The sequence below is a fragment of the Candidatus Pelagibacter sp. Uisw_094 genome, from assembly GCF_047729535.1.
Taxonomy (GTDB): domain Bacteria; phylum Pseudomonadota; class Alphaproteobacteria; order Pelagibacterales; family Pelagibacteraceae; genus Pelagibacter.
The window spans coordinates 1301159-1320616 of record NZ_CP159823.1 but is presented as its reverse complement, the minus strand read 5'-3'; the positions used below and the strand labels follow the sequence as shown (position 1 = coordinate 1320616).

The window sequence follows — 19458 nt, the reverse complement described above, 5'->3', positions numbered from 1 at the left end:
AAATGCAAAAAAAAGTACTCACATTCATTATTTTATTATTTTTATCTTCATGTGGCTACGACCCAATTCATTCAAAAAAAAATTCTGAAAATTATAATTTTTCAATTAGTAAATTAGACTTTACCGGAGAGAGAGATATTAATTTAAAGATTAAAGAAAAATTAAATAATTTTACATTAGTTGAAAAGAATAAAGATTTTACATTAACAATTGCTAGTATCTCAAAAAAAAAAATTTTGGCAAAAGATACCGCAGGTAATACGACAAATTTTCAAAATATAGTGATTGTAAAGGTAGAGATATTTACAAAGGGTAAATTTAAGAATAATCTTATAGTTGAAGAAAAATTCAATTATAAAAATGAACCAAACAAGTTTGATTTGCAAAAATATGAAAAAGAGATTAAAAATAATTTAGCCCAGATAGCAGCAGAAAAGTTAATTTTTAGGCTATCTAATATTAAATGATATTAAAATCATTTGAGCTGAATAAAATAAAACTAAATAATCACAAATTTTATCTATTTTATGGTGAAAATGAGGGTTTAAAAGAAGAAACCATTAAAAATTTATTTGAAAAAAACTATCAAGACAAGACTCAAAGATACGAAGAAAAAGAAATACTAGATAATATTAAAGATTTTTTTAATAGTGCTCTTACTAAATCTTTTTTTGATAATGAAAAGCTCATAATTATTAATAGAGCTACCGACAAGATTAAAGCCACTATAGAAGAGTTGATAGAAAGAAACCCAGAGAATATAAAAATAATTTTAAATTCGAAAAATCTTGAAAAGAAATCTACCTTGCGGAAAATTTTCGAAAAAGAAAAATTAATTATATGTGTTCCATTTTATGAAGATAATAATCAAACATTAAATTCAATAATTAGTCTTTTTTTTAGAAATAAAAATATTTCCATATCACAACAATTGATAAATGTTTTAATTGAAAGAAGTAGAGGTGATAGAAAAAATTTGAATAATGAATTAGAAAAAATTGAAACATATTCAATTAATAAAAAAAACTTAAATCTTGAAGAAATAATAAAACTGACGAACCTTGCGGAAAATTATAGTGCCTCAGAACTCGTTGACCACTCTCTTGCTAAAAACACTAGAAAAACTGTCACTATTTTAAGTGAAAACAACTATTCAGATGAGGATAATATTATAATTATTAGAACATTATTAGCAAAACTGAAAAGATTGGTAAAAATTTACGAATTAATTGACGACAAAAATGATATTGAGAAGGCAATTTATGCTTATAAACCAACAATATTTTGGAAGGACAAGCCACTTGTTACTCAGCAAGTAAGGTCTTGGAAGAAAAATGATTTAAAGGGTTTAGTTTATAAAACTAATGAAATTGAACTTTTAATTAAAAAAAACTCTAGTGTAGCAAAAAATATATTATTAGATTTTATAATTAATAATTCCAAAAAAACTAATAATTAGATTTTATTATTTCAATTATTTTATTGAGCTGATCTAGATCTTTATATTCTAACAATAAGGATCCTGAATTATTTTTTTTATTTTTAATTAAAATATTTAATCCAATTTTTTCTCTAATTGAAGCTTCTAAAGCTTGTAAGTTTGTGTCCCTAGAGGGTTTAAGAGAGTGCTTCTTAGTTTTAAAAATTTTAACAAAATTTTCTGACTGTCTAACTGAAAGATTTTTTTCAATTATTTTATTAGCAACAAACTCTGCATTATCCAGACCTACTAAAATTTTTGCGTGTCCTGCTGTTAGTTTTTGAGTTTCAATTAATTTTAAAACCACTTCAGGGAGGCTTAATAGCCTCAAAAAGTTAGCGATATGACTTCTACTTTTTCCAATAAATTTTGCTACTTTTTCTTGATCATATGAAAACTCTTCTATAAGGCGCTTATAACCACGTGCTTCTTCAATTGTATTTAGGTCATTTCTTTGAACATTCTCAACAATAGCAAACTCTAAAGATTTTAAATCATCAACATCAGCAATAACCACTGGAACTTCGTGTAACCCTGCTTTTTGTGCTGATAGCCACCTTCTCTCACCTGCAATTATTTCATACTTTGAGCTATCATCACTAGATTTTCTAACAATAATTGGTTGAATAATGCCTCTCTCTTTTATTGAGTTTGTTAAATCTTGTAAACTATCCTCATCAAATGTTTTTCTTGGTTGAAATTTATTGCTTACAAGATCGGATATCGAAACTTTATTAATGTTTATTTCTACTTTTGTTTCACCTATTAAAGATGACAAGCCTCTACCTAAACCTTTTTTTATTTTATTTGCATCCATTATGCAGCGCTCCCTATTTTTTGTTCTTGATTAATGAATTCATCTGTAAAGTTAAAATATGATTTACTACCTGGACAAGATTTGTCATACATTAAAACTGGCATGCCATGCGATGGGGCTTCGGACAGCCTGACGTTTCTTGGTATCACTGTTAGATAAACTTTTTCATTGAAATAGTCTCTTGCTTCTTTTTCAACTTGTGTGGATAGCTTATTTCTTTTATCAAACATTGTTAAAAGTATGCCTCTAATTTTTAATTCAGGATTTAAATTAACTTTTATTCGTTCTATGGTTTTCATTAGCTGGGTTAAACCCTCTAAAGCAAAAAATTCAGTCTGTAGTGGGACTAATAGTGAGTGAGAAGACACTAGCGCCATGACTGTAAGCAAGCTTAGTGATGGTGGACAGTCTATAAGCACATAATCATAGGTTGCTCTAGAATCATTTAAATAAGGGGTTAATTCGCGTTTTAAAATGAAGGCTCTCATGCTATCATCAGCTGTCTCGACCTCAAGCCCAGATAAATCTACATTCGAAGTGATAATATCTAAATTTTTGAACTCTGTTTTTCTAATCACATCAGAAATGATCCTTGTTCCATTCAGCACCCCATAAATAGTATCTGCCGAACTTTCTAAATTAGACAGACCAAGTCCTGTAGTAGCGTTTCCTTGTGGATCAAGATCAATAACTAAAACTTTTTTCTCTTGTTGGGCTAAACCTGCTGCAAGATTAATTACTGTTGTTGTTTTTCCAACCCCACCCTTTTGATTTATTACAGAAATAATTTGCATTTAGTTTTTTAATGTTTTTTTTTAATATTTTTTATATTTAATAAAAATGAATCTTCGCTTGTAATACTTTTTTTCTTTTCAAAATCAAAATCCCAATTTATTAAAGTTTCTTCTAAAACTTTTTCTCCGTTTTTTCCCATGAAGACAATTAAATTTTTGTAACTGCTAAAATTTTTATAAACTAAATCTAAAATTATTGGTAAGGGTTTAAAAGCTCTTGCCATTATTGTACCCGAGTCTAAATTTTGTGCGTCAAAAATATTTTCTTGCATGACTTCGGTATTTAATTTTAAATCTCTAGATACTTTTCTTAAAAAAAAGCTTTTATGGTGACTTTTTTCATATAAGTGAACTTTGATCGAATTTTTCTGATTTTTAATCATAATTGATATAATTATACCTGGCATACCTCCACCTGAGCCTATATCTATTATAATATTACTATTTAAATCAACAAATTCAATGATTTGTGCTGAATCAATTATATGACGTTCTCTAATAACCTCATTTTTAGCTGTTTCTTTACTTATTATATTAATTTCATCATTTCCCTGCTGTAGCATGGATATAAATAGCTCAAACTCAATTAATGTTTCACGTGGAACATTTTGGTATTTTAGTAGTGAATATTTTTTAAAAATTTCTTCCATTAAGCTATTAGCTTAATAGACTTTCTTTTTACATGTGACAACAAAATATATACGGCAGCTGGAGTTATTCCATCAATTCGCAGTGCTTGTCCCATAGTTTTTGGTTTTATTTTTTTAAATTTGGCTTTTACCTCATTTGATAGTCCAGAAAGATCATCATAATTAACTTTTTCAGGTATAACTAAATTTTCATCTCTTTTAAATGCTAATATATCTGCTTTTTGTTTTTTAAGATAGCCTCTGTAATGAGCATTTATTTCAATTTGCTCATCTATTTTTTTATCAAAATAAGGAATTTCAGGCCAAATTTCTCTTATTTTTTTCATATCAACACCTTTTTGGGTTAATATTTCATTAGATTTCCTTAGAATACCATCTTTTGCAATTTTAATATCAAAATTCTTTATTTTTGTTGGAGATATTGATGATTCAGACATTATTTTAGATATTATTCCTAATTTATATTCTTTATCTTTAAAAATATCTTCTCTTTCTTTTGATATTAATCCAATTTCAATTCCTTTATTTGTTAACCTTTGGTCGGCATTATCTGCTCTCAAACTTAGTCTATATTCTGCTCTTGAAGTGAACATTCTATAAGGCTCTGCAACACCCTTTGTTACCAAATCATCTATCATAACTCCAATGTATGCATCTGATCTATCCAAAATAAATGGCTCTTCTTTCTTAAAAGATAAGGCAGCATTAATTCCAGCGATTAATCCTTGGGCTGCGGCTTCTTCATATCCTGTTGTTCCATTTATTTGCCCAGCAAGGTATAAATTTTGAATTTTTTTAGTCTCAAGAGTTAAAAATAGTTCTCTAGGGTCAATATAGTCATATTCTATGGCATAACCGGGTCTAATTATCTTAACATTTTCTAAACCATTGATATTATTACAAATTTCTTGTTGAACATCCTCAGGTAAAGAGGTAGATATTCCGTTTGGGTATATTGTATGGTCATTTAGGCCCTCAGGCTCTAAATATATTTGGTGACGGTCCTTATCTGCAAACTTTACTATTTTATCCTCTATTGAAGGACAATATCTTGGACCAACCCCCTGTATGCTTCCTGAGTACATGGCACTTCTTTTTAGATTTTTTTGAATTATCTTATGAACCTTTTCGTTCGTATAAGTCATCCGACATGAAACTTGTTTGTTTAAATTTTTTTTAGTTAAGAAAGAAAAATAATAAGGATCATCGTCTGCAAACTGTTCTTCTAAATTATCATACTTAATTGTTCTGGCATCGAGTCTTGGTGGTGTTCCTGTCTTAAGTCTTCCTATTTTAAAATCATACTTTTCAAGTTGTTCACTTAATCCTGTTGAGGGCTTTTCATCAAACCTTCCTGCTGGCGTTCTCTTGTCACCTATATGAATCAAACCATTCAAAAAAGTACCTGTTGTTAAGATTAGCTTACCACATAAAATTTTTTTGCCTGACTTTGTTTCAAATCCACTTATAGTGTTTTTGTTAAAAATAAACTTTATTACGGGATCAGAAAAAATGTTTAAATTACAGTAGTTTAGCAATTTTTCTTTCATATATTTACGATATAATGATCTATCTGATTGAGTTCTGGGTCCTTGAACTGCAGGCCCTCTACTTCTATTTAATAATCTAAATTGTATACCTGATTTATCTGCAACCTCTCCCATCACACCGTCTAAGGCATCTATCTCTCTAACAAGGTGACCTTTACCAAGACCTCCTATTGCGGGGTTACAAGACATCTCACCTATGGTTTCAATTTTGTGAGTGAATAGGGCGGTGTTAGCTCCAAGACGTGCAGACGCTGCAGCAGCTTCACAACCAGCATGTCCTCCTCCAATAACAACTACCTCAAATGATAAATCATTTTTCATAACTTAAATTTATAACTGATATGAATATTTACAAGTAGACAGTATTTTTTAAGAAATACTTTTTAAGATAATCGTGGCTACGTTTTTATGATTAAAATTGGAGAATTAGTTATGGTTATCAACAAAAATGATGAAAATAAGCTAAAAAATCCCTTAAAATGATGACTATTTACCAATGCAAAAATCATTGAAAATACTACCTAATATCTCCTCAACGTCTACTTTTCCAACAATCATTCCTAAATGTCGAGTTGCTAAACGAAGATCTTCAGCAGCTTTATCAAAATCTTCACCTTCATTTTTTTCTTCAAAGTTTTTTAAATAATTTAAACTTTGCTCAAGGTGTTGCCTGTGCCTTTCACGTGTAATTAAAATATCTTCACTTGTGATAAATTTATTTTTTAATTTGTTTTTAATTTTAAAAATTAAATCTTCTAAGTTGAGATTGTTTTTTACTGAAATTAAGACATGTTCATAATTTTTTATTTCAGAACTTAAATCTTTTTTTAAAATATCAGATTTATTAACTACAAGTATTGCATTTTCATCCATCAATTCTTTTAAAACTCCTTTAAGATCAATGCTATTAGCGTCTATAACGATCAACTTTAAGTCTGCATTTTCTGCCTTATCAAGAGCTAATTTTATTCCTTTTTTTTCTATTTCATTTTTAGATTCTCTAATTCCTGCAGTATCAGAAACTACAACCGGATAACCATCAATGTTTAAGTGCGTCTCGATTACATCTCTTGTTGTTCCAGCCATTTCTGAGACGATTGCTGCATCTCGGTTTGAAAGATGATTTAGTAAACTAGATTTTCCAGCATTGGTTGGTCCTATGATTGCAATCTTAAAACCTTCCCTAATTCTTTCACCAACTTTCTGATCATCTAAAATTTTTTTTATATTTAAAATTACCTCATTGGAAATTTTTTTTATATTTTTAAAAATATCTTCAGGCAAATCTTCATCTGGAAAATCTATTTTTGCTTCAACATGTGATAAAATTTTTAAAAGTTTTTCTCTTAAGCTATTAAATTTATCTGCAGATTTTCCATTCATAATTTTTATTGCTTGTTGTCTCTGGATTTCAGTTTCTGCCGAAATTAAATCTGCAATACTTTCTGCTTTCAGCAAATTTATTTTTCCATTTTGAAATGCAAGTTTTGTAAATTCACCTGCTTCGGCTAAACGACAATTTTCAACCTTTGAAATGGAGTGGTGTAGGGCGTCAATTACTGCTTTGCTACCATGTATATGAAATTCAGCCATATCCTCGCCTGTGTAGCTCTCAGGGCCAGGAAACCACAATATTATACCCTCATCAATAAGCTCAGAAGTGTTGATTTTATTGATTTTTCTGAGTGTTGCTACCCTTGGCTTTGGAACCTTTTTACCAGTCATCAGCTCTATAGCTTTAGATGTATCTTTGCCAGAAATTCTGATTATAGCAATGCCCGAAACACCTGGTCCACTCGATAAAGCATATATTGTCATTAAAATAAATATACTTATTATAAATTAAATTAATATATTTTTTTATGATCGTCTGGCTAGCTTCATACCCCAAGAGCGGTAACACTTGGATAAGAATATTTTTATCAACTTTGCTGTACTCTTCTGAGAAACCCAAGGTTGATATTAACAAACAGCATTTAAAACAATTCCCGAATAGATCTAATTTTAAAAGTCTAACAAATAATTTTTTAGATTTGGATGAGATAGCAAAAAACAGTGTTTTGGCACAAGATATTATAAATTTAGAAAATGGAATAAAGTTTTATAAAACTCATAGTGCTAATTGGAAAAATTTTGAAAAAAACTATTATTTTACAAATTATGAAAATTCACTTGGAGTAATACACATTGTGCGGGACCCAAGAAATGTAATCACATCAATACTTGATTATTACGACAAGGAAAATTATCAAGAAGCACTTAATTTTTTAATTGATAGAGATAAAGTTGTTGGGGGTACTAAGTATGAATCTGGAGTGCCAACAATTCTTTTATCTTGGGCAGATCATTATAATTCATGGAAAGTATTTAAAAAAAATTACCTTCTTGTAAAGTATGAAAATCTTTTAACAGATCCAGTAAATGAGTTTTTAAAGATAGCAAATTTTTTAAGTTCTATAGGAGAGTTTAATTTTGAAAAAAAAGAAATCTTAGAATTAATTGAAAACTGTAAATTTGAAAAATTTTCAAATCAAGAAGAAAGCCAAGGGTTTATTGATAATTCTCTAACAAATAAAGATTTAAAAAAAAAATTTTTTAAATTGGGTCCAAATAATAATTGGAAAAAATTGTTAGATCCTCCAATAAGATTAAAAATAGAGGAAGCTTTTAAGAATGAAATGAATGAATTAAAATATTTATAAATTATTAATTAATGCTTTTTAAGCAGGTTTATTCATTGAGCTAAAGAAATCTGCATTACTTTTTGTTTCTTTAAGCTTTGAATTAATAAATTCTATTGCATCCATAGTTCCCATGGGACTGATAATTCTTCTTAGTACATTCATTTTTGAAAGGTCATTTTTATCAAACAACAATTCTTCTCTTCTTGTTCCAGATTTAGTTATATCGATTGCTGGATAAATTCTTCTTTCGGCAATTTTTCTATCCAGAACTGTTTCACTATTTCCAGTTCCTTTAAATTCTTCAAAAATAACTTCATCCATTCTTGATCCAGTATCAATCAAAGCTGTTGAGATGATTGTTAAAGATCCACCTTCTTCAATATTTCTAGCTGCACCAAAAAACCTTTTGGGTTTTTGAAGTGCATTTGCATCAACACCACCTGTTAAAACTTTTCCAGAACTTGGTATCACGGCATTATAGGCTCTTCCCAATCTTGTTATTGAGTCTAATAAAATTACCACATCTTTTTTATGTTCAGTTAGTCTTTTAGCTTTTTCAATCACCATTTCTGCAACAGCAACGTGTCTTGAAGCAGGCTCATCAAAAGTAGAGCTAATAACTTCACCCTTAACTGTTCTTTTCATGTCAGTTACCTCTTCTGGTCTTTCATCAATCAATAAAACCATTAAGTAACTCTCTGGATAATTTTTAGCAATTGAATTTGCAATGCTTTGTAAAATCATTGTCTTACCAGCTTTAGGAGGTGAGATAATTATCGATCTTTGACCTTTTCCAATTGGGCTTACAAGATCAATTAATCTTGGAGTTAAATCTGGTTTTTTTTCTATCTTAGTTGTCTCAACTTCCATCACCATTTGTTTGTCTGGGTAAAGTGGAGTTAAATTATCAAACGCAATTTTGTGACGAGCTTTTTCAGGCTCCTCGAAATTTATTTTTTCTACTTGTAGTAATGCAAAATATCTTTCTCCTTCTTTGGGTGCTCTTACAGGACCTTCAACTGTATCTCCTGTTCTCAAACCAAATTTTCTTATCTGACTTGGGCTAACATAAATATCATCTGGTCCAGCTAGATAATTTGATTCCATTGCTCTTAAAAAACCAAATCCATCTTGTAATAATTGTAAAACTCCAGCTCCAGTTATCTCTTCTTTTTCTGCAACCTTTTTTAATATAGCAAATAAAATTTCTTGTTTTCTAAGTGTGCTAGCATTTTCAATACCAAGCTCTTCTGCTTGCGTAATTAATTGTTCAGATGATTTTAATTTAAGTTCTTGTATATTCATGAGTGGGGGGGGATTAAAATTTTTGTACTATGAGATGAATATATATACTCTTTAAATTATTACAAGCTTAGATGGGCTTAAAAACAACAATAAAAACAATCAAAATAAGCAATATTGTTGGTACTTCATTGATTATTCTAAAAAACTTAGAAGATTTAGTATTCTGATCCAAATTAAAATCACTAAGAAGTTTGGATAAGTAGAAATGATATAAGGTTAATAAAATCACTAACAACAATTTTAGTTTAATCCAAGTTGCAGAAAGAACTTCGAAACCTAAAGAAGAAATTAAAATTAATCCGAACACCCAAGTTAAAATCATTGCTGGTGTCATGATGTAAAAATATAATTTTCTTTCCATTGTTTTAAATACTGAAGAAGTGTTTTTATCTTTTAAATTTTCTACGTGGTATACGAAAATTCTAGGTAAATATAAAAGTCCTGCCATCCATGAGATTACCGCTATTAAATGCAGGCTCTTAAATAATAAATAACTATTCATAATTTAAACAGGGACATTTTTTAAAATTAGGTGGACACTGTATCTTTGGTGGATAAAGATCCTCATTAATTTTATATTCGTTTTTCTTAATTATTAATTCTGACATTGCTTTAATAAAATCCTCATTAATTCCAAGTGCTGGAACTCTTGTATAGTTTTTACATCCATTGGCATCCGCTATTTCTTTATATTCTATATCAAGCTCAACGAGAGTTTCTGAGTGTTCAGAAACAAATGCGATAGGGACTAAAACGATATGCTTGCCAATCTTGGAATTTTTAATGATTATAGTTTCTGTAGATGGTCCTATCCACTTTAGTGGACCAACTCGACTTTGATAACTCAGTATCCAATCAAGATTTTCATCATTTAAATTCTCAACTATTTTTTTAACTGATTGTTCTACTTGCCACTGATAAGGGTCTCCCTTTTTAATATTTTTTTCCGGTAAGCCATGAGCAGAAAATATTAATTTAAAATTTTTAAGGTCTTTAATTTTTTTTATTATTTCTTTTGTGTGTGCGTTGATAAAATTTTGGTCTGTAGGATAACAACAAATTGTGCTTGTTTTAACTTTGTAGTTATTTTTTTTACAAACATCTTTCCATTCTTTAATGGAAGACCCAGAAGTTGCAGCAGAGTATTGTGGATAAAGAGGCATTAAAATAACTTCTTCGGGGTTAAATAATTGAACATCTTTGATCACATCATTTGCTCTTGGGTTCCAACACCTCATTACAATAAAACACTTGTATTTATCATCAGTTTCCGTTTGGTTTAACTTTGTTTCGAGTGCCTCCGATTGTTCCTTGGTTAATTTTAATATCGGCGATGAGCCACCAAGCTCTTCATAGATTTTTTTAGCAACTGGTGCTCTTCTATTAGATATCAATTTTGCCAAAGGATATCTCAATATAGTTGGTAAATTTAGAATTGCCGGATCATTAAATAAGTTAAATAAAAACGGTTCTACATTTTCAATTTTATCAGGACCTCCAAGGTTAAATAGAATTACTGCTTTTTTCATTTAATAATCTTTTACTGTTTTAACTAAGTAGTCAACCATATCAGGATTGGTTTCGGGTAACACCCCATGACCTAAGTTAAATATATAGGGGTGATCTTTAAAAGTATTTAAGTATTTTAAAGTTTCTTTTTTTAAATTTTCTTTATCTGTTAATAAAATTTTAGGATCAAGACCACCCTGAACTGGTATTTTTATTTCCTTACATATTGAAACAGGATCCACATCATAGTCAATATTAACCGCATCGGGTTTAACTATATCACAATAATTTTTATAATTTTTTATTCCTCTTGGAAAACAAATTACAGGAATATTTAGTGATTTAACATAATCAACTAAATTTAGTGTTGGCACATATACATAATTTGGTAAGTCTTTTTCCTTAAGCAGACCAGCCCAGCTGTCAAAAATTTGAATTATTGTTGCACCATTTTTTATCTGTTGGTCAATATGTAATTTCAAAAACTTTTCTAAAATTATTAAAATTCTATTTATTAAAAATTCATCTTTAAAAAAATTTTTTACCAGTTCTTTTTTTGGGGAGTGTTTATTAATCATATAAACTAACAATGTCCATGGCGCACCAACAAATCCTATTAAGTTTTTGTTTTTTATTAAACTATCTTCGCTAACTTTTTTAATTGATTTATAAACTGGATATAATTTTTCTATAAAATCAATTTCGTCAACCTTGGATATATCTCCTAAATCTAAAGAACCTAATTTTGGACCAAAGTTTTTTTCAAATTTTACTTCTTGGTTTAATCCATATGGTAATCATTAAGATATCTGAAAAAATTATAGCGGCATCTAGGTCAAATCTTTTAAGAGGTTGTAGGGTTATTTCTGAAGATAAGTTTTCATCTAAACATAGATTTATAAAATCTGGATTTAATTTTCTAATTTCTCTAAACTCTGGTAGATATCTACCTGCCTGTCTCATTAACCATATTGGAGAATTAGTTGTCTTTTTATTTATTATAGTTTCTTGAATGGGTGTCATAATAATAAGTAAATATTTAATTATAGTATTAGTTATATAGTATGTGAATAATGGTAATTAATTGTTTTTCAGATTTTATACATGATTTATCAACAATTAATAATTTATAGAATTACCATATAGTCTTAAATTTAAGGGTTTATTTAATATTATTAGATAAAATGTATATTAATACTTAACATGTTTATTAATGTTCATAAAAATGGGTTTTTACAAAAAAAAATATCAAAAATCATTATTTTATAGAATGATAAAAATAATACTTAGTTACTTACATTTTATTCATGAGTAATACATATCAAATATATCTTATTTCTGACTCTACAGGAGAAACATTAGATAGAGTTTTTTTAGCAATTAAAGCCCAATTTAAAAATATAGAATATGATGTTAAGTCTTATTTTTTTACAAGAACAGAAAATCAAGTTTCTAAAATAATGGAAGAGGCAAAAAAAAATAGTAATGCAATAATTTTATATACAATTGTTGATACTTCACTTGCAAAATTTTTAGCAAGTAAAGGAGATGAAAAAAAAATTCCATGCTTCAGTGTTTTGGGGAGTTTAATAATGAACTTTTCTAAACTTTTAAACCAAAAGGCATCCCACGTTCCAAGCGGACAACATGCTTTGAACGAAGAATATTATGAAAGAATAGAGGCTATACAATTTACCATGGCTCACGACGATGGAAATCTTGTTGAAGATATAGATAAAGCAGACCTGATATTATTAGGAGTAAGCAGAACAAGTAAAACGCCAACATCAATTTATTTAGCAAACAAAGGTTATAAAACTTTAAACATTCCTTTAGTGAACGAGCAATCAATACCAGAAAGCTTAAAAAAAAATCCAAAACTTTCTTGTGTAGTTGGTTTAACAACTGAACCTCAGCGACTAGTTGATATTAGAAAAAATAGAATGAATGCTCTTAAAGAAAAAGAAAACACGAACTATACAAACATTAGTAAAATAGAAAAAGAAATTAACGAAGCTAAAAAAACATTTACCAAGTACAAATGGCCAACAATTGATGTCACCAGAAAATCAGTAGAGGAAACTGCAGCATCCATAATTAAGATATATGAAATAAATAAAAATAATGGTTAAAAAAATTATTCTTGCATCAAAAAGTGGTGTGAGAAAAAAAATTTTAGAAAAGAATGATATTCAATGTAAAATAGAACCATCTAATGTGGATGAGGATAGCGTTAAAGAAAGTCTGCTAAAAGAAAAAGCATCTCCAACAATCATTTCAAAAAATTTAGCAGAATTAAAAGCTAATAAAATCAGCCAAAAATTTGCAGAGGAAATGGTGCTTGGAGCAGATAGCGTAATAGATTTAGAAGGTGAAATAATATCGAAACCAAACAATAGAACAGAAGCACTAGAGACATTAAAAAGGATGAATGGAAAAACCCATCAATTGATAAGTTCAGTTTGTATTTCAAGAGGCGGGTCGATGATATGGAATTACACAGATAAAGCTTCATTAACAATGAAAAATATGACTTTTTTAGAACTAAAAAATTACCTAAAAAAGATTTCTGATGAGGACCTCTACGCTTATAATGTTTATCAAATTGAAGGAGAAGGAAGAAGTTTATTTTCAAAAATAGAAGGGGATGAGGATACAATCATGGGCCTCCCAGTTAAAAAAATTAAAGAATATCTTAATATTATAAAATGAAAAAAAATTTTTTAGTTATAGGAAATCCGATTGATCATAGTCTATCACCAAAACTACATAATTATTGGATCAAAAAATATAAAATTGATGCAGTTTATGAAAAAAAACTTTTAAATAATAATGAGATAGAAGGTATAATTTCTAATATTAGAGAAGAAAAAATTCATGGTTTAAATGTAACAGTACCATTTAAAAAAACAGTTATACCTTTTTTAGATGACTTAAGCGAAGAAGCAAAAATTTCTCAATCAGTAAACACAATCTATAAAAATGATAATAAAGTTATAGGTGATAATACTGATATAGAGGGTTTTAAACTTAGTTTAGAAGAGACAGAACAAGAGATTAAAAATAAAAAAGCTCTAATACTTGGGGCAGGTGGAGTTGTTCCTTCAATTATTATAGCCCTTAAAAAAATGCAAACTGGAAAAATTTTTTTAAGTAATCGAACAGAATTAAAAGCAATAGAGATAAAAAAAAAATTTCCAGAAATTGAAATAATTAAATGGGGAGATACTTTAGATTTTGATATAATCATAAATGCAACAAGTATTGGATTAAAAAAGGAAAATAAAATTAATATTAATTATCAACAAATTAGCAAAGACAAATTTTTTTATGACGTAATTTATAATCCGTCAGAAACAAACTTTTTAAAAAATGCAAAAAAGTATGGTGGAATAATAAAAAATGGAAAAATGATGTTTATTTATCAGGCTCAAAAAGCTTTTTTTATCTGGCATAAAGTTGTTCCAGAAGTAGACAATGAGACAATTAATCTTTTAGATGTATGATTAAAATTGCAGTGGTAGGAGATATAGGTTCCGGTAAAAGTTACATCGCAAAACTCTTTGGTTATCCAGTTTTTAATGCCGATCAAGAGGTGGCAAGCATATATAAAAAAAACAAAAATTGTTTTAAAAAATTGAAAAAAAATTTACCTAAATATTTTCCAGCATTTCCAGCAAATAAAATACAAATTATAAAAGCAATAGAAGATAGTGAAAAAAATTTAAAAAAAATCACGAAAATTATTCATCCAGAAGTTAGGAAAAAATTATCTATTTTTTTAAAGAAAAATAAAAAAAGAAAAGCCATAATTTTAGACATCCCCCTTCTATTAGAAAATAAATTAAACCAGAAAAACGATATAATAGTTTTTGTTCAATCAAAAAAAAGTGAGATTATTAGAAGACTAAAAAAAAGAGACAATTTTAATTTAAATTTATATAATCAGTTTAAAAAAATACAGTTACCACTTAGTTATAAAAAGAAAAAATCTAATCATATTATTAAAAATAATTTTACCAATAAATTTGTTAAGATAAGTATAAAAAAAATACTAAAAGAAATTATATAAAATGAAAGAAGTAATACTAGATACAGAAACAACTGGACTATTCGTTAGAGATGGGCATAGAATTGTAGAAATCGGATGTATTGAGTTAGAAAATTTGATACCAACTAAAAATAGATTTCACTGTTATCTTAATCCTGAAAGAAAAGTTTCTGAAAAAGCTCTAGAAGTTCATGGTTATACAGATGAATTTTTATCTACCCAGAAAAAATTTGCAGAAATAGTAGATGAGTTTTTGGGCTTCATAGAAAATAAGAGACTTGTAATACACAATGCCGAATTTGATTTATCTCACTTAAACAACGAATTAGCATTAATAGGTCAGGAAAAACTAAACAGTATAAATGTTGTAGACACACTTGCTTTAGCTAGGGATAAATTTCCAGGCTCTCCAATAAGTCTTGATGCATTGTGTAAAAGATACAGAGTAGATAACTCAAAAAGAATACAACATACAGCTCTTATTGACTGTGATCTGTTAGCCAAAGTTTATATTAATCTTCTTGATCAAAAAGAACCAACTTTAAATTTCAAAAACGAAGATAATGAAAAAATAATAATAAACTTAAATGATACAAATCAGTATTATAAAAAAGTAGTTAAACCATCAGAAGCAGAACTTAAGCTTCATAAAGAATATTTAAAAAATAATTTAAAGAAGAATTTTTTTAATTAGCTCTTTGTTTGTATAATTCTGTAAAATTAACTTTTTTTTCAAATTTTATTCCAGGATATCCGGAAGTCAGTTAATAAATTTAAAAATATTCTCTCTAAGTCAGGATAAATTTTATTAGGCACATCACATAGAATAATTTTTTCCATTTCTTTTTTATCAGAAACTTTCTCATCTAACTTAACTATAGATGTGTAAGTTATTTCAAAATATGCTTTTTTTAAAATTTCAGGTTGATCTAAAAATTTTATGATTGTATTAACTTCAATAATTCCATCTTTCACTGCCTTTGAAGTGATATCAATATTTAATTTGTACTTAGAAATTTTATCTTTTACAAATATGTATGTTGGAATGTCAGGTGTTTCACTCGACATATCTTTAATAAAGCTTCCAATAATTTTATAATTTTCTGTCATTTTCATCCTCTATATCTTCAAATTCACCATTAATAAAATCTTGTTTTTTATTTATAGGCTTTTTTTTAATTGAAACTCTTTTAAATATCAATTTTCTTGTTGGTGGAAATATTATTAATAAACCCAAGAAGTCTGTAGCAAAACCAGGTAAAATCAAAAGCAATGCTGCAAATGCTAAAGCTGCACCAGAAATAATCTCATAAACTGGAAGTTCATTTTTTACCATTTGAGACATTCCTGATTTTAGAGTGTTAAAACCTTCATATCTGGCGTAAATGATACCAAAAAAAGCCGTTATAAAGATAAGTAAAATTGTGTTAAAGGCCCCAATTTGAGAGCCCAACTTGATAAATAAATAAATCTCAATAATGGGAATGCCAATTAGCAATAATAAAAATGTGTTCATTTGTCTTTATTCTAAATTGCTAGTTGTAATTAATCAACATAGTAAATATTATTAAAATATGAGTTATAGTTTTGAATACATAGATATTATTCTTTTAGCAATGATTGCTGGTTTTATCTTTCTTCGTCTAAGAGGGATACTTGGTAGAAAAACTGGTTTCGAAGGAAAAATTCCACCACAATTTGAAAAAGAATTTCAAAAAACAAATATAGCACCAAAACCAGTTAGTGAAAATTTTGATGAAGTATCACAAAAAGAATTTTTAAAAGGTGCAAAAATTGCTTACGAAACAATTATTACAGATTTTAGTGATAGTGATAACAAGTTGATAGCAAGCAAACCACTTTTAGGTAAAAAAATTTATGATCAGTTTAAAGAGGCCCTTGAAGATAGAGCTAGTAAAGGTCATTTTGCTGAAATAACTTTTATAGGAATTAAGTCAGCTGTAATTAAAACTCATAAAAAAATTGAAGACAGTTTAGAAGTTACAGTGGATTTTGTTAGTGAAATTATAACATGCATAAAAGATAAAGATAAAAAGATTGTGTCAGGAGACAGCGAGAAAATAAAAACTGTTTATGATACTTGGGTTTTTTCAAAAGACGTTAAATCATCAAATCCAAATTGGCTATTAATTGATACTATTACCTAATTGATTAAGAAGATAACAGACAAAGATAAAGAAGATTGGGAAAATTTCCTAAATAACAAAAAAAAAAATCTTAATAAAAATCCTATAAAAAAAAAAGATATAAATAACCCAGATAAAAATAAACAGGACTGGGAAAACTTTTTAAATAATAAAGAGAAAATTCCTAATAAAGATTTTGTTCATAAAAAAAATATAAGATACGAGAAGATAAAGAAAATAGATCTTCATGGTTATACAATCGAAGAAGCAAATAAGGCCATAGAACAATTTATTCAAAAATGTTTTGATGAAAGTGTTACTAAAATAATTGTGATTACAGGCAAAGGACTAGGATCTAAAAATGTTGAAAATCCTTATCTTTCAAAGGATTTGAGCATACTAAAATATTCAGTTCCAGAGTTTATTGAAAATAATAAAAATTTAACACAATTTATTATTGAAACTACAGATGCTAAGATTGAAGATGGTGGTAGTGGAGCTTTTTATATCTATCTTAAAAATAAGAATAAATTTAAAGAATAAATTTAGATAAATCTGTATCTTTAACAAGTTCATCTAGATTTTGTTTTACATATACAGAATCTATTATAATTTTTTCACCAGCTCTATCTGTTGCAGTAAAACTAATATCATCTAAAATTCTTTCGATAATAGTATGTAGTCTTCTGGCACCAATATTTTCTACAGTATTATTAACTTCTGAAGCCATATTGGCAATCGCATCGATACCATCATCAGAAAATTCTAGTTCAACATTTTCTGTTTTTAAAAGAGCTACATATTGTTTGATTAAGCTATAATCTGGTTCTTTAAGAATTCTTTTAAAATCATCACTAGTTAAAGCTTCAAGCTCAACTCTTATTGGTAATCTACCTTGTAATTCTGGAAGTAAGTCTGAAGGTTTTGCTAGTTGGAATGCGCCAGATGCAATAAATAAAATATGATCAGTTTTAATTGTACCGTATTTTGTGCTAACTGTTGTTCCTTCAATTAAAGGAAGTAGATCTCTTTGTACTCCTTCTCTAGAAACATCTCCACCAGATCTATCCGTTCTTCCTGAAATTTTATCTATTTCATCTAAAAAAACTATTCCATTATTTTCTGTTGAATCTTTTGCTGATTTTATAATTTTATCTTCTTCTATTAACTTATCAGCTTCATCGTTAATTAAAATTTCATGAGATTCTTTGACACTCATTTTCTTTTTTTTCTGTTTATTCCCAACAGATTTTCCAATCATCTCTCCAATATTTATCATTCCAATATTTGCTCCAGGCATCCCAGGAATTTCAAATGCAGCTTGAGAGCCACTATCATTTACTGCTATTTCGATTTCATTATCATCTAGATCACCATCCCTTAATCTTTTCCTAAAGCTTTCCCTTGTAGCAAGACTTGCTTTATTTCCAACTAGAGCATCTAAAACTTTTTCTTCTGCTAATTTTTGTGCCTTTGCATGAACTTCTTTTCTTTTCTTTACTTTCTCCATTGCAATTGCAATTTCAAGTAGATCTCTTATAATTTGCTCAACATCTCTTCCAACATACCCAACCTCAGTAAATCTTGTGGCTTCTACCTTTACAAAAGGAGCTTCTGCTAATTTTGATAATCTTCTAGAAATTTCTGTTTTACCAACCCCTGTTGGCCCAATCATTAAAATATTTTTAGGTAACACTTCATCTTTCATTTCACCTTTTAAAGCTTGTCTTCTCCATCTATTTCTTAAAGCAATGGCAACTGCTTTTTTAGCTTTATTTTGTCCAACAACATATCTATCTAACTCAGAAACTATTTCTCTAGGTGATAAAGAACTAACTAAAGAGTTATCTTTCTTTTCAGCTTTTTCTTTTGGAAAAGGAGTAACGTTTGTATCTTTCATTAAATTTTTTCAATTTTAATATTATTATTAGTGAATACACAAATTTCAGACGCAACTTGAATTGCTTTTCTTGCAACTTCTTCAGCACTCAAATCTGTATCTAATAAAACTTTAGCAGCAGCCAAAGCATAATTTCCACCTGATCCTATGCCTATAGCATCACCTTCTGGTTCTAATACATCACCAGTTCCTGAAATTATAAAGCTATTTTCTTTATCGCCAATAGCCATTAAAGCTTCTAGTCTTCTTAAATATTTGTCAGTTCTCCAGTCTTTTGCTAACTCGACAGCTGCTCTTGGAAGATTGCCAGCATGTTTTTCAAGTTTTGCTTCTAGTCTTTCAAACAAAGTTAATGCATCTGCAGTTGATCCAGCAAACCCAGCTATTACATTTCTTTTTTCAATTTTTCTAACTTTTGCAGCAGTGCTTTTTATAACAGTATTGCCCATACTAACTTGACCATCTCCTGCAACCACCACTTCATTGTTTTTTCTAATAAGTACTATTGTAGTCATAGATTATAAATGGATATTAATTTTTATTCTTCAAGTAGTAGATTGCAAATATTGAT

At 28.4% G+C, this 19458-nt stretch carries 22 protein-coding genes and 2 pseudogenes; 10 read left to right on the top strand and 14 right to left on the bottom strand.

What is annotated here, in order from left to right:
* Positions 1–2 precede the first annotated feature (2 nt).
* Positions 3–467 (top strand): hypothetical protein, encoded by a 465-nt coding sequence (locus ABXT72_RS07235; RefSeq protein ID WP_415278266.1) that lies wholly within the window; start codon positions 3–5, stop codon positions 465–467.
* Positions 464–1459: a DNA polymerase III subunit delta gene (holA, locus tag ABXT72_RS07230; RefSeq protein ID WP_415278265.1), complete on the top strand. Its 996-nt coding sequence runs from the start codon at positions 464–466 to the stop codon at positions 1457–1459. Before ABXT72_RS07235 ends, holA begins: the two co-directional genes overlap by 4 nt.
* On the opposite strand, the gene ABXT72_RS07225 is transcribed toward holA, so the two are convergent.
* From ABXT72_RS07225 to mnmE, 5 genes are all read right to left on the bottom strand, one after another.
* Positions 1449–2297 carry a ParB/RepB/Spo0J family partition protein gene (locus ABXT72_RS07225; RefSeq protein WP_415278264.1) on the bottom strand — a complete coding sequence of 283 codons (849 nt, stop codon included), beginning with the start codon at positions 2295–2297 and terminating at the stop codon, positions 1449–1451. The two genes, holA and ABXT72_RS07225, sit on opposite strands and share 11 nt — an antisense overlap.
* Complete coding sequence (locus tag ABXT72_RS07220) at positions 2297–3091, bottom strand: ParA family protein (protein WP_415278263.1); 795 nt, start codon at positions 3089–3091, stop codon at positions 2297–2299. Before ABXT72_RS07220 ends, ABXT72_RS07225 begins: the two co-directional genes overlap by 1 nt.
* Before the next feature lie 8 nt (positions 3092–3099).
* Positions 3100–3741 (bottom strand): RsmG family class I SAM-dependent methyltransferase, encoded by a 642-nt coding sequence (locus tag ABXT72_RS07215; RefSeq protein WP_415278262.1) that lies wholly within the window; start codon positions 3739–3741, stop codon positions 3100–3102.
* Positions 3741–5612, bottom strand: a complete 1872-nt coding sequence (gene mnmG, locus ABXT72_RS07210; protein WP_415278261.1) for a tRNA uridine-5-carboxymethylaminomethyl(34) synthesis enzyme MnmG — start codon at positions 5610–5612, stop codon at positions 3741–3743. Before mnmG ends, ABXT72_RS07215 begins: the two co-directional genes overlap by 1 nt.
* A 165-nt stretch (positions 5613–5777) precedes the next feature.
* A complete protein-coding gene (gene mnmE / locus ABXT72_RS07205; protein ID WP_415278260.1) occupies positions 5778–7109 on the bottom strand; it encodes a tRNA uridine-5-carboxymethylaminomethyl(34) synthesis GTPase MnmE in 1332 nt (443 codons plus the stop codon).
* Positions 7110–7153: 44 nt separating this feature from the next.
* On the opposite strand from mnmE, the gene ABXT72_RS07200 reads away from it, so the two are divergent.
* Positions 7154–7993, top strand: a complete 840-nt coding sequence (locus ABXT72_RS07200; protein ID WP_415278259.1) for a sulfotransferase domain-containing protein — start codon at positions 7154–7156, stop codon at positions 7991–7993.
* Positions 7994–8011: 18 nt separating this feature from the next.
* On the opposite strand, the gene rho is transcribed toward ABXT72_RS07200, so the two are convergent.
* The 5 genes and pseudogenes from rho to ABXT72_RS07175 form a co-directional block, all read right to left on the bottom strand.
* Positions 8012–9280, bottom strand: coding sequence for a transcription termination factor Rho (rho, locus tag ABXT72_RS07195; protein ID WP_415278258.1), 1269 nt, complete (start codon positions 9278–9280; stop codon positions 8012–8014).
* Positions 9281–9347: 67 nt separating this feature from the next.
* Entirely contained in the window at positions 9348–9782 is a 435-nt protein-coding gene (gene hemJ, locus ABXT72_RS07190) for a protoporphyrinogen oxidase HemJ (RefSeq protein WP_415278257.1), read from the bottom strand.
* Positions 9775–10809: a ferrochelatase gene (hemH, locus tag ABXT72_RS07185; RefSeq protein ID WP_415278256.1), complete on the bottom strand. Its 1035-nt coding sequence runs from the start codon at positions 10807–10809 to the stop codon at positions 9775–9777. The genes hemJ and hemH overlap by 8 nt, the downstream gene beginning before the upstream one ends.
* A pseudogene (locus ABXT72_RS07180) lies at positions 10810–11520 on the bottom strand (uroporphyrinogen decarboxylase family protein); the annotation flags it as partial.
* Between the two features lie 31 nt (positions 11521–11551).
* Positions 11552–11812, bottom strand: coding sequence for a uroporphyrinogen decarboxylase family protein (locus ABXT72_RS07175; RefSeq protein WP_415278255.1), 261 nt, complete (start codon positions 11810–11812; stop codon positions 11552–11554).
* Between the two features lie 284 nt (positions 11813–12096).
* Between ABXT72_RS07175 and ABXT72_RS07170 the strand changes: the two genes are divergently transcribed.
* Genes ABXT72_RS07170 through dnaQ form a run of 5 tightly spaced genes read left to right on the top strand, consistent with a single transcriptional unit; the run spans position 12097 to position 15534 of the window.
* Positions 12097–12921 (top strand): pyruvate, water dikinase regulatory protein, encoded by an 825-nt coding sequence (locus ABXT72_RS07170; RefSeq protein ID WP_415278254.1) that lies wholly within the window; start codon positions 12097–12099, stop codon positions 12919–12921.
* Entirely contained in the window at positions 12914–13501 is a 588-nt protein-coding gene (locus tag ABXT72_RS07165; RefSeq protein WP_415278253.1) for a Maf family protein, read from the top strand. Before ABXT72_RS07170 ends, ABXT72_RS07165 begins: the two co-directional genes overlap by 8 nt.
* The gene (gene aroE, locus ABXT72_RS07160; protein ID WP_415278252.1) at positions 13498–14295 is read left to right on the top strand and encodes a shikimate dehydrogenase; all 798 of its coding nucleotides are present in this window, start codon (positions 13498–13500) and stop codon (positions 14293–14295) included. Before ABXT72_RS07165 ends, aroE begins: the two co-directional genes overlap by 4 nt.
* Positions 14292–14861 carry a dephospho-CoA kinase gene (gene coaE / locus ABXT72_RS07155; RefSeq protein ID WP_415278251.1) on the top strand — a complete coding sequence of 190 codons (570 nt, stop codon included), beginning with the start codon at positions 14292–14294 and terminating at the stop codon, positions 14859–14861. The genes aroE and coaE overlap by 4 nt, the downstream gene beginning before the upstream one ends.
* Position 14862: 1 nt before the next feature.
* Positions 14863–15534, top strand: coding sequence for a DNA polymerase III subunit epsilon (gene dnaQ, locus ABXT72_RS07150; RefSeq protein ID WP_415278250.1), 672 nt, complete (start codon positions 14863–14865; stop codon positions 15532–15534).
* Here the strand turns inward: dnaQ and ABXT72_RS07145 are convergent.
* Both ABXT72_RS07145 and ABXT72_RS07140 read right to left on the bottom strand, forming a co-directional pair.
* Positions 15527–15950 (bottom strand): annotated as a pseudogene (locus ABXT72_RS07145) (protein-export chaperone SecB). The gene dnaQ and the pseudogene ABXT72_RS07145 overlap by 8 nt on opposite strands.
* Positions 15934–16356: an FxsA family protein gene (locus ABXT72_RS07140; RefSeq protein WP_415278249.1), complete on the bottom strand. Its 423-nt coding sequence runs from the start codon at positions 16354–16356 to the stop codon at positions 15934–15936. The pseudogene ABXT72_RS07145 and the gene ABXT72_RS07140 overlap by 17 nt, the downstream one beginning before the upstream one ends.
* A 58-nt stretch (positions 16357–16414) precedes the next feature.
* Between ABXT72_RS07140 and ABXT72_RS07135 the strand changes: the two genes are divergently transcribed.
* Together ABXT72_RS07135 and ABXT72_RS07130 are read left to right on the top strand one after the other, a co-directional pair.
* Positions 16415–17008, top strand: coding sequence for a Tim44/TimA family putative adaptor protein (locus ABXT72_RS07135; protein ID WP_415278248.1), 594 nt, complete (start codon positions 16415–16417; stop codon positions 17006–17008).
* Positions 17009–17530 (top strand): Smr/MutS family protein, encoded by a 522-nt coding sequence (locus ABXT72_RS07130; RefSeq protein ID WP_415278247.1) that lies wholly within the window; start codon positions 17009–17011, stop codon positions 17528–17530.
* Here the strand turns inward: ABXT72_RS07130 and hslU are convergent.
* Positions 17520–18887: an ATP-dependent protease ATPase subunit HslU gene (gene hslU, locus ABXT72_RS07125; RefSeq protein ID WP_415278246.1), complete on the bottom strand. Its 1368-nt coding sequence runs from the start codon at positions 18885–18887 to the stop codon at positions 17520–17522. The genes ABXT72_RS07130 and hslU overlap by 11 nt on opposite strands.
* Positions 18887–19402, bottom strand: a complete 516-nt coding sequence (hslV, locus tag ABXT72_RS07120; RefSeq protein WP_011281633.1) for an ATP-dependent protease subunit HslV — start codon at positions 19400–19402, stop codon at positions 18887–18889. Before hslV ends, hslU begins: the two co-directional genes overlap by 1 nt.
* Positions 19403–19458 lie beyond the last annotated feature (56 nt).

Coding starts and splice junctions, on each gene's coding strand:
- ABXT72_RS07235 (WP_415278266.1), top strand. CDS start 3: ATGCAAAAAAAAGTACTCACATTCATTATTTTATTATTTTTATCTTCA.
- holA (WP_415278265.1), top strand. CDS start 464: ATGATATTAAAATCATTTGAGCTGAATAAAATAAAACTAAATAATCAC.
- ABXT72_RS07225 (WP_415278264.1), bottom strand. CDS start 2,297: ATGGATGCAAATAAAATAAAAAAAGGTTTAGGTAGAGGCTTGTCATCT.
- ABXT72_RS07220 (WP_415278263.1), bottom strand. CDS start 3,091: ATGCAAATTATTTCTGTAATAAATCAAAAGGGTGGGGTTGGAAAAACA.
- ABXT72_RS07215 (WP_415278262.1), bottom strand. CDS start 3,741: ATGGAAGAAATTTTTAAAAAATATTCACTACTAAAATACCAAAATGTT.
- mnmG (WP_415278261.1), bottom strand. CDS start 5,612: ATGAAAAATGATTTATCATTTGAGGTAGTTGTTATTGGAGGAGGACAT.
- mnmE (WP_415278260.1), bottom strand. CDS start 7,109: ATGACAATATATGCTTTATCGAGTGGACCAGGTGTTTCGGGCATTGCT.
- ABXT72_RS07200 (WP_415278259.1), top strand. CDS start 7,154: ATGATCGTCTGGCTAGCTTCATACCCCAAGAGCGGTAACACTTGGATA.
- rho (WP_415278258.1), bottom strand. CDS start 9,280: ATGAATATACAAGAACTTAAATTAAAATCATCTGAACAATTAATTACG.
- hemJ (WP_415278257.1), bottom strand. CDS start 9,782: ATGAATAGTTATTTATTATTTAAGAGCCTGCATTTAATAGCGGTAATC.
- hemH (WP_415278256.1), bottom strand. CDS start 10,809: ATGAAAAAAGCAGTAATTCTATTTAACCTTGGAGGTCCTGATAAAATT.
- ABXT72_RS07175 (WP_415278255.1), bottom strand. CDS start 11,812: ATGACACCCATTCAAGAAACTATAATAAATAAAAAGACAACTAATTCT.
- ABXT72_RS07170 (WP_415278254.1), top strand. CDS start 12,097: ATGAGTAATACATATCAAATATATCTTATTTCTGACTCTACAGGAGAA.
- ABXT72_RS07165 (WP_415278253.1), top strand. CDS start 12,914: ATGGTTAAAAAAATTATTCTTGCATCAAAAAGTGGTGTGAGAAAAAAA.
- aroE (WP_415278252.1), top strand. CDS start 13,498: ATGAAAAAAAATTTTTTAGTTATAGGAAATCCGATTGATCATAGTCTA.
- coaE (WP_415278251.1), top strand. CDS start 14,292: ATGATTAAAATTGCAGTGGTAGGAGATATAGGTTCCGGTAAAAGTTAC.
- dnaQ (WP_415278250.1), top strand. CDS start 14,863: ATGAAAGAAGTAATACTAGATACAGAAACAACTGGACTATTCGTTAGA.
- ABXT72_RS07140 (WP_415278249.1), bottom strand. CDS start 16,356: ATGAACACATTTTTATTATTGCTAATTGGCATTCCCATTATTGAGATT.
- ABXT72_RS07135 (WP_415278248.1), top strand. CDS start 16,415: ATGAGTTATAGTTTTGAATACATAGATATTATTCTTTTAGCAATGATT.
- hslU (WP_415278246.1), bottom strand. CDS start 18,887: ATGAAAGATACAAACGTTACTCCTTTTCCAAAAGAAAAAGCTGAAAAG.
- hslV (WP_011281633.1), bottom strand. CDS start 19,402: ATGACTACAATAGTACTTATTAGAAAAAACAATGAAGTGGTGGTTGCA.